The 12,293-nt window shown below is 68.1% G+C and carries 10 protein-coding genes and 1 pseudogene; 6 read left to right on the top strand and 5 right to left on the bottom strand.

All coding sequences use genetic code 11. The features are described 5' to 3' along the window. Nucleotides 1-270: 270 nt before the first annotated feature. Both Pth03_RS03910 and Pth03_RS03915 read right to left on the bottom strand, forming a co-directional pair. Nucleotides 271-1,989: a hypothetical protein gene (locus Pth03_RS03910; RefSeq protein WP_203942696.1), complete on the bottom strand. Its 1,719-nt coding sequence runs from the start codon at nt 1,987-1,989 to the stop codon at nt 271-273. A gap of 79 nt (nt 1,990-2,068) precedes the next feature. After that, entirely contained in the window at nt 2,069-2,860 is a 792-nt protein-coding gene (locus Pth03_RS03915) for an alpha/beta fold hydrolase (protein WP_203942697.1), read from the bottom strand. Nucleotides 2,861-3,002: 142 nt separating this feature from the next. Here Pth03_RS03915 and Pth03_RS03920 point away from each other — a divergent pair. The 3 genes and pseudogenes from Pth03_RS03920 to Pth03_RS03925 form a co-directional block, all read left to right on the top strand. Beyond that, a pseudogene (locus Pth03_RS03920) lies at nt 3,003-3,605 on the top strand (helix-turn-helix transcriptional regulator); the annotation flags it as partial. Nucleotides 3,606-3,687: 82 nt separating this feature from the next. After that, complete coding sequence (locus Pth03_RS41970) at nt 3,688-3,867, top strand: MmyB family transcriptional regulator (RefSeq protein WP_275413021.1); 180 nt, start codon at nt 3,688-3,690, stop codon at nt 3,865-3,867. A gap of 221 nt (nt 3,868-4,088) precedes the next feature. After that, the gene (locus tag Pth03_RS03925; RefSeq protein WP_203942698.1) at nt 4,089-5,345 is read left to right on the top strand and encodes a lipase/acyltransferase domain-containing protein; all 1,257 of its coding nucleotides are present in this window, start codon (nt 4,089-4,091) and stop codon (nt 5,343-5,345) included. A gap of 72 nt (nt 5,346-5,417) precedes the next feature. Here Pth03_RS03925 and Pth03_RS03930 read toward each other — a convergent pair whose 3' ends face one another. Continuing rightward, the gene (locus tag Pth03_RS03930) at nt 5,418-5,657 is read right to left on the bottom strand and encodes a hypothetical protein (protein ID WP_203942699.1); all 240 of its coding nucleotides are present in this window, start codon (nt 5,655-5,657) and stop codon (nt 5,418-5,420) included. 117 nt (nt 5,658-5,774) lie between these two features. Between Pth03_RS03930 and Pth03_RS03935 the strand changes: the two genes are divergently transcribed. Together Pth03_RS03935 and Pth03_RS03940 are read left to right on the top strand one after the other, a co-directional pair. Continuing rightward, nucleotides 5,775-7,316 carry a M28 family metallopeptidase gene (locus tag Pth03_RS03935; RefSeq protein ID WP_203942700.1) on the top strand — a complete coding sequence of 514 codons (1,542 nt, stop codon included), beginning with the start codon at nt 5,775-5,777 and terminating at the stop codon, nt 7,314-7,316. A 498-nt stretch (nt 7,317-7,814) separates the two neighbouring features. Beyond that, nucleotides 7,815-9,236, top strand: a complete 1,422-nt coding sequence (locus tag Pth03_RS03940) for a pyridoxal phosphate-dependent decarboxylase family protein (protein ID WP_203942701.1) — start codon at nt 7,815-7,817, stop codon at nt 9,234-9,236. Nucleotides 9,237-9,245: 9 nt separating this feature from the next. On the opposite strand, the gene Pth03_RS03945 is transcribed toward Pth03_RS03940, so the two are convergent. Further along, on the bottom strand, nt 9,246-10,406 hold the full coding sequence (locus Pth03_RS03945; protein WP_203942702.1) for an MFS transporter: 1,161 nt from the start codon (nt 10,404-10,406) through the stop codon (nt 9,246-9,248). A gap of 188 nt (nt 10,407-10,594) precedes the next feature. On the opposite strand from Pth03_RS03945, the gene Pth03_RS03950 reads away from it, so the two are divergent. Next, entirely contained in the window at nt 10,595-11,212 is a 618-nt protein-coding gene (locus tag Pth03_RS03950) for a suppressor of fused domain protein (protein ID WP_203942703.1), read from the top strand. Nucleotides 11,213-11,227: 15 nt separating this feature from the next. Here the strand turns inward: Pth03_RS03950 and Pth03_RS03955 are convergent, their stop codons facing one another. Beyond that, the gene (locus Pth03_RS03955; protein WP_203942704.1) at nt 11,228-12,283 is read right to left on the bottom strand and encodes an LLM class flavin-dependent oxidoreductase; all 1,056 of its coding nucleotides are present in this window, start codon (nt 12,281-12,283) and stop codon (nt 11,228-11,230) included. Nucleotides 12,284-12,293: the final 10 nt, after the last annotated feature.

Raw genomic sequence — 12,293 nt, forward strand, 5'->3', positions numbered from 1 at the left:
GGACACCAGCGGACGAGCGGGGACCGTGGTGGACGGTTCCGGCAGTTCAATCCCTATGAGGTGCCAGGCCAGAGGGCTGCGTTGGTTGCCTCGTAATGAAGGGGTCAAGGGTTCGATTCCCTTAGGCGGCTCCAGTTCAGAGGCCCTCCCGGAAAATCCGGGAGGGCCTTTTGCATGACGTAATGCAACGCGATACAGCAATGCCACGGACCACAGGGGGGACGGTCGGGCGTCCCCCCTTGCGGCGGCTCGATACCGGGTTGATCGTCCTCAGCGGACGTCGACGTAGTCCCCGGCGCTCGAGGTGGTCAGGTACGTGCTGCTGCCGTTGTACTTGGCCATCCAGGTGCCGTCCCGGCTGGCCTTGAATCCCTTGTGCCACTTGCCGTTGCGATCGGAGCGGGCGGCGCCCATGTAGGACCAGGTCTTCGACCCGTACGGCCGGAAGTAGACGCGTACGCTCTGGCCGCTCAGTGGGAGCCAGGACGAGGTGTGGCGCTTCAGGACTCCACTCACTGTGATGGTCTTCCCCTTGCGGACCGGCTCCGGTGCCGCGTTGAGCGACGAGATGGCCGTACGGTATTTCACCGTCGCGTGGGCGGAGGCGCTGACAGTGTTGAAATCGCGGTCATAGTTGATGTAGTGCAGCCTCCAGTAGCCGGATGACATGGCGGTCGCGTACACCTTTACCTGCCCGTTTACCTGACCGTTGGTAACGGGGTGGCCTGCCTGCCAGGACCAGGACTTCCGGTCCTTTGAGAACTCCAAATCCAGCCAGCCGGTCGTCACCGGAACCATCGCTCCGGTGGCGGTGCGCTTGGTCAGGAGGGCACTTGCGGTGATCTGCGTGCCCTTGCCGACCGGGTTCGGGGACACCGTGAACCGGCTGAGGGACGTGCGGTAGAAGGAGGGGATGACTTCGTCGAAGCTTCCATTGCTCGACGCATAAGGGCCGAGGACTGACTTTCCGTCCCGCGTCAGGTAGGGGAGCGGGGAGAAATACACAAACCACTGGGTGGCCTGCGGCACGACCACCGCAATGGAGTAGTTCCCGTCCGGTCCTGTGCGCGCCGTCGTGACGAGAGTGTCCTTCCTTGTATCGGAGTCGTAGGCGGAGATTTTGACGTTCTGATCCGGAACGCCGGTCCACTGCCCATCGGCCGTCTTGCGTTCGAGTCGGCCGGTGACCTTGACGGTGTCGCCGATGACCTTCGGCAGGGAGGAGAAGCCGATGGACACCCGGGTCTGCTGGGGGCGCACCTTGAGATGGCTCAGCGCGGACTTGGCCCGCATGTACAGCGAGTCTCCGGAGTAGCTCGCATAGGCGTCACTCTCAAGCATGTTCGTGCTCTCGGGCCCGATGTACAGGCGGGCAGGGCTGGAGAACCTTCCATCCGAGTCGGTCGTCGTGTTGCCGACGCAGGCGCCGTCGAGGCCCAGGCAGATCGTTACGCCCGGCACCCCGCGCTCGCTGCCGTCCCTGTCCTCGTAGACCAGTCGCCCGGTGTACGTCACGGTGTCGTGGTCGACGTCCACGGTGGACGGCGAAATGGTGAACCCGCTGAACCGCGTCACACCGTGTTTGTCAAGGCGGCCGGCGGGCTTGCTGGTGACGGTCGCACCGGAGGCGTCGGTGGCTTCGACGTCGATGTAGGTGACACCCATCTCGAGCGTCACCGGCTGGGAGGTGCGCCAGACGCCGTCGGTCGCGGTCCCGCTGACCAGTTCGAAGTCTTCGACCGTCGCGAACGGCTCCTTGCTGCCGTACAGCCGCAGCCTCGCTGTGATCTTGGTGATGTCGCTGTCCGAGGCCGCACTCACCTCGATCTGTGTGCTCCACCCCGCCGTGGTGGCCCTCGCGAACCGGATCGTCAGCGCCTCGGCGGAGGCCGGGTGAGCGACGACGGTCAGCATGGCGGCGAGTGCGACGCCTAAGAAGAGGGCGAACGGCGCCCGCCAGGAGATGACATGTTTCAGCTGTTTCGGCACAGATATGAGACTTCCAACGGACGATCAAGGTTTACCCGCAACGGGCCGAAGACGACCGCGGGAGTCCGCCCGTGAGGCGTCACAGAATGAAGCCGCGGACCAGCTCGACGAACTCGTCGGTCTTCTCGAAGAGGACGACGTGGCCGGCGTCCAGTTCGGCATAGGTGCTGCCGGGGATCGCGGCGTGCAGCTGGAGGCTGTGTTCCACCGGGACGGTGGCGTCCTGGGAGCAGCCCACGACCAGGGTCTCGGCCTCGATCCGTGGCAGCAGGGGGCCGACGTCCACTCGCAGGTCAAGGTCGATATGGCGCGGGGTGCCCGGCGTGGGGGGCAGGAGAGGCACCAGCTTCTCGACCTCGTCACGGCCGATCGCGTTGAGGAATCCCCGGCTGAACCCGGTCAGCGTGATCAGGCGGCTGAACGCCTCGGTGCCCGCGGCTCCCAGGTGATGCAGCACGGTGAACAGGTTGCGCAGGTACTCGTCGCCGTCCGTCGCGACCCATCCGGCGACCAGGACGAGCCGGCGCACCAGGTCGGGGCGGAGGGCCGCGACGGCCGTGGCGACGGGGGAGCCGAGGGAGAACCCGACGAGATCCACAGGCCCGGTCCCATTGTGCTCGATCACCGCGATGACCTGCCCGGCCAGGCCCTCCACGGTGAGCGGCGCCTCGTCGTCGACGGTCAGGTCGGTGCCGGACAGGTTGGGCGTGATCACTGTCCGCCGATCGGCGAACCTGGGGGCGATCTGCCCCCAGGTCATCTCCGCGCAGGCCGAACCGCTGCCGTGCACCAGGACGAGGCCGGGGCCGGAGCCGGTACGCGAGTAGTGGACGGCCGCGTTCCCCACATTGATGGTGGTTCCGCTGGTCATGGTCGTGTCTCCTTCGTTTGGCGTCGTTGTGCACCGCACACTGTGCCGCCGTCGTGGAGAGGGGAGCAGAGCCCGCTGTTGCCTGGGATCGGCGGTCCCTGGCTAGGGTCTCCCGCGGCCTGGCACCATGGCCGGTATGCCGATGGACCGTCGCGAGCTCGCAGATTTCCTGCGCAGATGCCGCGAACGGCTGAGCCCGGAGGAGGTCGGCCTCGTCCGAGGGCCCCGGCGCCGCACGCCTGGGCTGCGGCGCGAGGAGGTGTCCCAGCTCGCCGGAATGTCGGCCGACTACTACATCCGCCTGGAGCAGGCCCGCGCCCCCCCCCAGCCGTCCACGCAGATCCTTGCCCCGCTCACCCGCGCGCTACGGCTGGACGAAGACGAGCGAGACCACCTCTACCTGCTCGCCGGGCACCGCCCGCCGACCGGCCCCCAGGCGGGCGACCACGTACGGCCCGGCCTGCTCCACCTGCTCGACCAGCTCACCGACACCCCGGCGCAGGTGCTGAGCGACCTCGGCGACGTGCTCGCGCAGAACGCGATGGCCCAGGCGCTGCTGGGCGGGGTGTGCACCGTATCCGAGCACGGCCGCAACCTGATCTGGCGCTGGTTCACGGATCCAGAGGCACGCGCCGCCTACCCACCGGAGGAGCACGGCCACTACAGCCGCATGCACGTGGCAGACCTGCGCGCGGCCGTCGCCCACCGGTCGAACGACCCGGTGGCGGCCCGCCTGGTCCAGCGACTGCGCGAGGCGAGCGAGGAATTCGGCGCTCTGTGGGATCTGCACGAGGTGGGTGTCCGCCGGCCGCACCCGGGTCCGGCTCGTGCACCCGCTCATCGGGCCGATCGAGCTGGAGTGCGAGACGTTGTTCACTGCGGACGCGGACCAGCGCCTGGTCGTGTTCACCGCGCCGCCGGGCACCGATCACGTCACCCATCTCGGCCTGCTGCGCGTTCTCGGCAGTGAGCGATTCGGCATCGTCACGGCAGCCGGCGACCGATGAGAAGCCGGACTCGGTTACCAGGCCCGCCAAGCGGCCTGGCAGATCAGGCGCCGAGCGCTCTTAGCTGCGTCGGCACAGACATGAGGCTTCCAACGGGCGATCAAGGTTTACCTGCAACGGCCGGATCACCGCCTCACACACACGAACTTTCAGACAGTCCCAACTGCCCTGCCTGCTGCCCACGGGTATGGCAGTGGATACCAATCGCTTGGGGGGCTCCGATGCTCGATGGTCGCTGGATTCACGGTGTGCTGACGGCGTTGGTGCCGCTGGGGCTGTTCGCTGGACCGCTCGAGCCGCCGTCACCGCAGGCGATGCCGCCGGTGGTGCTGTTCCCCGCATTCCATTTCACCAAGCTCCAGGTCACCGTGCGCGGCCAGACGACGGCGTCCGAATGCCCGCGGTCGGGCGCCTTCCAGGACTGGTTCCGCAACGACCGGCCGAGCAGGACCTTCAGCCAGGTCTGCCAAGACCGGCTGCTCACTCTCCGCTACCGGGACGATCCGTCGCTGCCGATGCCGGCGCGCTTCTCCGAGCAGTCCGGTGTCACCGTCCAGATCATCGATTACGGCCGCACGGACAGCTCCCCGTATTATGAGGCGCTGTACCGCAGGCTCGAGGCCGCCGGATATGTGCGCGACAAGAACATCCGGGTAGCCGGGTACGACGCTCGGCTCACCCCCGACATGGGCGGCTTCCTCCAGCGCACCCGCGGCCTCATCGAGGACGCCTACCACGACAACGGCAACCGGCCGGTGCATCTGGTCGGCCACTCCAACGGGCCGCTCTACGCCCAGTACCTCCTCACCCACACCAGTCAGGCGTGGCGGGACAAATACATCCACGGTTTCACCCCGATCGCGGGCAATATGCCGGGGCAGGGCCTGCTATACCCCTTCATGTTCACCGGGCAGAACATCCAGGATTTCAGCTACCCCACGACCAGGGAGAACGCACGGAGCAGCGCGCAGATGTACCAGAGCGCCCCCTCCACCTACATGAGCGCCGCCGATCCGGCGATCTTCGGCGACCGCGAGGTCGTCATCCGCGACTTCTCAACGAACCGCTCCTACACCCCGCGCGACTACCCTCGCCTATTCGCCGATGCCAGGCTGCGGACGGTCGGGGAGATCGCCGCTTACTACACCGGCTTCGTCCGGTTCGCCGACCCGAAATCGTTCCCCAAGGTGGACGTCTACGCGGAGAAAGGCTCCGGCCTTCCGACGGTCGTCGGGGCGCGACTGGCGAACCTGAGCACCGGGCAGATCGCCGATCCCAGTGGATTCCTCCAGCGCGACGGCGATGGCAACCAGGAGGACATCACCAACGATGCCATCCTGGCCTGGCGGGCGATGCGCTGCCACCACTTCAGCCTGACCGACAACCCGGGCGTGAATCACGTCGCGCTACCCGGCGACCCCGCTCTGCTCGACCGCCTGGTCGCCAACCTGAGTAGTCCGCGTACCCGCTGCCCGTAGGGTCGCCGGCGGTACGGCCCCGCATCATGCGCGTGTCGCGTCCAGGGGTCGCGGTACAGGGGCATGAAACGCCTACACCACTCCAGCGGACGCGACCGTGCCGTCAACTCGTTCACGATGTCCAAGCGCCGCAATGGCGGATGAGCTCAGGTCTACTTGGCTGCGTTGAAGCGGCTCGGTTGTCATCCGAATCGAATCAACGGCATCCGAATTGATGCTCACTTCTTCCCCCTCAACGCCGATGGTGAATGTGCCGGAAAACCGGAGCGATACGGATATCCGAAAATCTTTGATTTGCGGCACGTGCAGCACGTTCTAAGTCTGTGATGCAACAGATATATGCCTTGATCTCCCCATCGGCCGGATTGATGAATACGTTGCGGGCTACGTGTGCATTTTTTCCGCGGTTCAACGTCCCGAGGAGTAAGTATGCGTTCCCGCCTGCGTAGGGGCATGCTCGGCGCGATCACCGCCGTAGCCGTGACCCTGTCACCGCTCGCGTTATCGGGTACGGCCAGTGCCCACTCCAACAACAACTCCGTTCGCAAGCTCGTCAAGGCGGTCTCCGGCAAGAACGTCAAGAAGCACCTCCAGGCATTTCAGGCCATCGCCGACCACAACGGCGGCACCCGCGTGTCCGGAACCCCCGGCTTCGACGCCTCACGTGACTACGTGGCCCGCAAGCTGCGCGCCGCCGGATACGACGTGACGATCCAGCCGTTCGAGTTCACCTTCGACGGCTACAAGACGCCACCCGTGCTGAAGCGGACGAGTTCGGCGCCGAAGACGTACACGTACGGGTTCTTCGGCGACTATGTGGCGATGGCCGAGTCGCCCTCAGGGGCGGTCAGCGGCACCGTCCAGGGCGTGGACCTCGTGCTGCCGCCGGGCCCCGCGGCCAACTCCTCGAGTTCGGGGTGTGAGGCGAGCGACTTCGCCGGGTTCGTCGCCGGCAACGTCGCGCTGATGCAGCGCGGCACCTGCAACTTCCGCGTGAAGGTGGACAACGCCATCGCGGCGGGTGCTTCGGCGGCGATCGTGTTCAACGAGGGGCAGCCGGGCCGTACGGAGGTCGACCTCAACCCGACGCTCGGCGGCCCCGGCGTGACGATCCCGTCGTTCTTCACCAGCTTCGAGGCCGGACAGGAGCTGGCCGCCGCGGGCACCGCGGTCACGATGAACTGGGACCCGATCGTCGAGACCCGGACCACCTACAACGTGATAGCCCAGAGCAAGAAGGGCAACCGGGACAACGTCGTCATGCTCGGCGCGCACCTGGACAGCGTCCAGGAGGGGCCCGGCATCAACGACAACGGCTCGGGCAGCGCCGGCACCCTTGAGGTGGCGCTGCAGTTCGCCAAGACCAAGCCGAAGAACCAGATGCGCTTCGCCTTCTGGGGAGCTGAGGAGTTCGGCCTCCTTGGATCCGAGCACTACGTCGCCTCGCTGACAGCGGAGGAGCGGGCGAAGATCGCCCTCTATCTCAACTTCGACATGATCGCCTCGCCGAACCACACGTTCGGGATCTACGACGGCGACGGTGACGCGTTCGGCACCGCCGGTCCTCCCGGCTCCGATGCGATCGAGGAGGACTTCGAGAAGTTCTTCGCCGGTCGTGGGCTGCCGTTCACGGCGACGGCGTTCACCGGACGCTCGGACTACGGGCCGTTCATCGCGGCCGGGATCCCGGCAGGCGGCCTGTTCACCGGGGCTGAGGTCCTCAAGACCGAGCAGGAGGCCCAGATCTTCGGCGGTACGGCGGGCATCCCGCTCGACCCCTGCTACCACAGCGCCTGTGACACGATCGCCAACATCAACGACAAGGCGCTGGACGTGAACTCCGACGCCATCGCGACCCTGGCCGCGACGTACGCCTTCGACATCGGGACGATCGGCGCCGGCGCCCCGGCCGCCGCGAAGAGCGCCGCGCGGACCGCGCATGCGCACAAGCCGGCGGACTCGATGAGCTGATCTTTCATCACGGCGCCCGCACCCGCGTGGTGCGGGCGCCGTCCCCTTGCCAGGGACGGGGGATTGGGCTGGACGACACCTTCATGCGGGCATTGCCCCACACGCTGCGCGACACAGCAGCACCGGTCGGGACCCAGGTGCGCACTGCTCTTGCTCGCGCCTGCGTCGTCGGTGATCCCGGCTCGCCGAAGCCGCATGCCAGATCGTGTCCATCGTCTATTGAGGCACCACCACCTCGTCGACCGTCTACCGCGTTGCGAGCGGGATCTCGGGGTAGTCGAAGGGCATGGCGGGCTGACCCCGCCTGGACGACCCAGGCACGCCCGGTTCGCTGATCGCCGAGGACAGCCTGGACGGCGGCGACCTCGTCGGGATCGGCCGGCAGCAGCCCATGAGCGAGTACGGCCGTGCGCGCCGGTGCGAGGACGGGCGTGTCCACCAGCCCCGGCGGCCGGGGCCGCGTGGACTACCAGTCGATGCGTGAGAGGAGAGTCGTCAATGGATGAGCTGCGCAGGGCCGGCCGGGCGGCCGCCGACCTCGCCGCCGATCACCTCGCCGGCATCATGGACAACCCTGTCTGGCGGCCGGTGCGCGGCGCCGACCACGACTGGCTGACCCGCCAGGATCTTCCCGCCGCCGGCCGCCCGCTCGACGACCTGGTTCACGATGTGCGAACGCGGATCCTGCCCTATCCCATGGGCAACGGGCATCCAAGGTTCTTCGGATGGGTGAACTCTCCGCCGTCGCCTGCGGGCGTCGTCGTGTCGTCGCTGGCCGCCGCGCTGAATCCGAGCTGCGCGGGAGGGGATCATGCCGGCGCGCTGTTGGAGCACTCCGTCGTACGGTGGCTCGCGGAGCTCGTCGGTTACCCGCACCGCCCCGGCGGTGGGCTGCTGACCAGCGGCGCCTCGATGGCCACCATCATCGCCGTCGCGTCAGCCCGCCAGCGTGCCGCCCGCCGCGACGGCTGGGACGTACGCGAGGACGGTCTGTCCGGTCATCCGCCGATGGTGATGTACGTGTCGGCGGAGGCACACGGCTGCCTGCGAAAGGCCGCCGAACTACTCGGGCTCGGCAGTCGGCACCTGCGTGTGGTCCGGGTCGACGACACGTTCCGCCTCGACGTGAACGCACTGCGCACTGCGATCGCCGAAGACCTCGCCATGGGACTGCGACCGTTCTGCGTAGCCGCGAGCGCGGGCACGGTCAACACCGGTGCGATCGACTCGCTCGACGAGATCGCCGACATCGCCGCGGAACACGGGCTGTGGTTTCACGTCGACGGCGCCTATGGCGCGCCGGCCGTCCTCGCCAGACAGACCGCGCCCGCCTTCGCAGGCTGGGAGCGGGCGGACTCGGTGGTGCTGGACCCGCACAAATGGCTCGGGGTCCCAGTCGACTGCGGGTGCGTCCTGCTCCGCGACCCGGCCTTCGCCCGCGACGCGTTCAGCCTCGTACCGGCGTACCTGCGCGACGACGAGGCCGGGGATCTCGGCTGGTTCGCCGAGTACGGCCCGGAGCAGACCCGGCAGTTCCGCTCCCTGCGGGCCTGGGCGACGATGGCGCACCTCGGCCGCGAGGGAATCGTCCGGCTCGTCGAGCACACCATGAGTCTCGCGCGCCGACTAGCCGTTCTCATCGAGGATTCGGACGACTTCGAGCTGCTCGCTCCGGTCACGACATCCATCACCGCGTTCCGGTACCGCCCGCGCCCGGAGCTCGGGCCAGACCCGCTTGACGCGCTCAACCGAGCGATCCCGGCCGCGGTCCGGCGGCGTGGGCGGGCATTCCTCACGGGTACGCGGCTGGCCGGTGCGGAAGCGATGCGCGCCTGTTTCCTCAACCCGGCGACGACCGAACAGGATCTCGCCGTGCTTCTCGCCGAGATTCGCGCCGCGGCAGCGGAGTTGTCCGGGTGAACGAATCATTCACGTCGGCCCGACATGTTCGTAAGCGAGTCCGGCTTGGCCGGCCTTGTACAACGCGAGCGGCACGAGCAGAAAGGCCGCGCCCGCGGCCAAGAAGGCGCCGGCTCCTGCGGCGGCCACGAAGGTGCCGGCCAGTGCGGCCAGCGGGGGGACAGCCGGCTGGGCCACGCCCCACGACGACCCGTGGAATGCGAACCAGCGTGGCCGGTCGAGTTCCGGGGCGGCATCGGCGACAGTCGACTGCCAGCGACCCAGCAATACGCTGTTGACCGCGGTGCAGGCCAGATAGGCGGCGACGGTCAGCGAAACGCTCGTGGTCAGCGCCATGGTCAGTGCCAGCCCCGCCAGTAGCAGCGTGCCCACGCCGAGGATGGCCCCATGCGTACGGCCCGCCAGCAGACGCCGGACCACCCTGAGCGTCAGTGGCGCCAGGATGGCGGCGGCCGCCAGAGCCAGGCCGGGCAGCCATGCCGGTGCGCCGCGCTCCAACAGCGCCAGCGGCAGGTACATCATCACCGCGAGATAGCCGACCGCGAAAGCGGTTCCCGCCACCGTCAGGCGGATCAACGCCGCAGGTGGCCGCCAGCGCCCATCGCCCCTTACCCGGTGGGCGCCGCGCGCGTGGTCGTCGCCGGGCAACAACGCCACCGCCACGCCTGCCGCCGCCAGACAGGTCAGCGCGTCGGCGACCACCAGCCATCGCACACCGAATGGCAGCAGCAGCGCCGCCAGCAGCCCCGCGATCGCCCCGGCGGCCGTGATCGCCACTCCCATCACCGCGAAGGTCGCATGGCGCTGCTCGCCGACGCTTGCCCGGGCCAGGAACTCCTGCGAGGCCGGCTCATAGACCTCGAACGCCAGCCCGACCAGTGCGATCGCGACCAGTATGGGGACCGGGCCGTGCGCCACCGCCAGCGCGATCAGCGCCAGCCCGGTCCCGGCCAACCCGGCGGCGAGCACGCCCCGAGGCGAGAAGCGATCGAGCAGAAACGCCCCGGCCCACCGCGAGGCCAGCGCCGTGACGCCGAATACCGCTAACGCCACCGGAGCAAGCTCGGGTCCGGCCAGAACCGCGAGGAACGACAGCGCATACGCGCCGAGTGCGTTGAGAACGCGCACCCACACCAGCGCCCTGACGGGCGCCGGCAACGATCTGAGCACGTGATCCCCCTGCATACGCCAACGAAGGGCGTCATCCTCGCACGCGCCACTGACAATGTGTTTCGCCCTGGCCACCGGCCGACCCGGCCGCTAGACCGGCCGCCGAGGCCAGGTTCATCGCCTTTGCATGGTCATGACAGGATCTGGCTCCAGATCGCGGAGACGGCAGGAACCCGGAGAATACGGTCATGACTGAGGTTGATACCGACCAGCAGGATGAGGATGAGGATGAGGATGAGGCTCCGGGGTGGGACGCGATCGAAGCCGCGGTTGCCCGGATAGTCCCTCCCCAACAGCCTTTGCACTGGGGAACCGACACACTGCCCGGCCAGGACGGCATCTATGGGCTGAGCGCCTACCGGACGTCCTCGCACTGGCTACTGGTCACGTTCGGGCTGTCCGAGCTGTTCGGCAAGGACAGCGATGATCCGGAGGTCAGCGGCTGGGGGTTCGAGCTGACCATGCGCGTGCCGGCCACCGACGAGCAGCCACCGCCCTGGGCGCTCCGCCTTCTGCAACAGCTCGGACGCTATGTGTTCAGCGCCGGGCGGCCGTTCGCCGGCGGGCACCGCATGGACCCGGGCGGGCCGATCACGGGTGCACCCGACTCGCGTTTGACCGCCCTGGCGTTCGCCCGCGACCCCGAACTCGGCACCATCGACACTCCCAACGGACAGGTGGAATTCCTGACCGTCGTCGGGATGACCGCCGATGAGCTGGCTCGGATGAAGGAGACCAGTACGGACCAGGTGCTGGGAGAGTTCGCGATCGCCTCGCCCCTCCTGGTCACCGACGTGCGCCGCTAGAGCGGCCGCCTCTGCTCATGCCATGAGTTCGCGGACTCGAGGGATGACCTCTGTGCCGTAGAGCTCGATGTTGGTCATGAGCGTCTCGTGCGAGAGCGGGCCCATGCCGTACTTCAGGTCGAAGCGGGTCGCGCCGAGCACCGGGAGGTTCGCCGCGATCTTCTGCGCCACGGTCTCCGGCGATCCGACGTAGAGCGCCCCGTGCGGCCCGACCTCGTACTGGAAGGACGCCCTGGTCGGGATGGCGAATCCGCGCTGCTTGCTGACGCGGCTGATCAACTCCCGGTAGTTCGGCCAGAACTCCTCGAGCGCCTGCTCGTCGGTGGCGGCGACGTGCCCGGGCGCGTGCACGCCGACCGGCAGCGGGGGACGGCCGAACTTCTCCAGGGCCTGCTGGAAGAGCTGTGAAAACGGCGCGAAGCGTGCGGGCTGTCCACCGATGATCGCGAGCATCAGCGAGTATCCGTACCGCGCGGCGCGGACGACCGACTGGGGGCTGCCGCCGACGCCGATCCACGCGGGGAAGGGGCCGTTCTCCAGGTGCGGCACGACGTCCTGGTCGACGAGCGGGGCGCGCTTTCTGCCGTGCCAGGTGACCGGTCCGCCTTTGAGCAGTTCGGCGAAGAGTTGCGCCTTCTCCTCGAAGAGCTCCTCGTAGTCGGAGAGGTCGTAGCCGAAGAGCGGAAAGGAGTCGATGCTGGAGCCTCGGCCCAGGATGACCTCCGCCCGGCCGTCGGAGACGGCGTTGAGCGTGGAGTAACGCTGGAACACCCGGACGGGGTCGTCGGAGCTCAGGACCGTGACGGCCGAGCCGAGCCGGATGCGGGTCGTGCGCGCGGCGATCGCGCTGAGCACCACGTCGCCGGCCGACAGCGGGAAGTCGTCGGTGTGGTGCTCACCGATCCCGAAATAGTCGATGCCGAGTTGGTCGGCGAAGACGCCCTCCTCCACGAGGTTCCGGATCGTCTGCGCGTGGGAGAGCGGGCGGCCGTCCTGGTCGCTGGTGCGGTCGCCAAAGGTGTCGAGGCCGAGGACGAGGGGGAGCTGCCCCGATGCCGGTTCGGTGGTCATGTCAGGTCTC

Origin of the sequence: Planotetraspora thailandica, from assembly GCF_016863335.1 — a bacterium.
GTDB classification, from domain to species: domain Bacteria; phylum Actinomycetota; class Actinomycetes; order Streptosporangiales; family Streptosporangiaceae; genus Planotetraspora; species Planotetraspora thailandica.

Excerpts from the sequence above, each read along its gene's own strand:
- Pth03_RS03950 (WP_203942703.1), top strand. The coding sequence starts at position 10,595 with ATGACTGAGGTTGATACCGACCAGCAGGATGAGGATGAGGATGAGGAT.
- Pth03_RS03940 (WP_203942701.1), top strand. The coding sequence starts at position 7,815 with ATGGATGAGCTGCGCAGGGCCGGCCGGGCGGCCGCCGACCTCGCCGCC.
- Pth03_RS03935 (WP_203942700.1), top strand. The coding sequence starts at position 5,775 with ATGCGTTCCCGCCTGCGTAGGGGCATGCTCGGCGCGATCACCGCCGTA.
- Pth03_RS03955 (WP_203942704.1), bottom strand. The coding sequence starts at position 12,283 with ATGACCACCGAACCGGCATCGGGGCAGCTCCCCCTCGTCCTCGGCCTC.
- Pth03_RS03925 (WP_203942698.1), top strand. The coding sequence starts at position 4,089 with ATGCTCGATGGTCGCTGGATTCACGGTGTGCTGACGGCGTTGGTGCCG.
- Pth03_RS03915 (WP_203942697.1), bottom strand. The coding sequence starts at position 2,860 with ATGACCAGCGGAACCACCATCAATGTGGGGAACGCGGCCGTCCACTAC.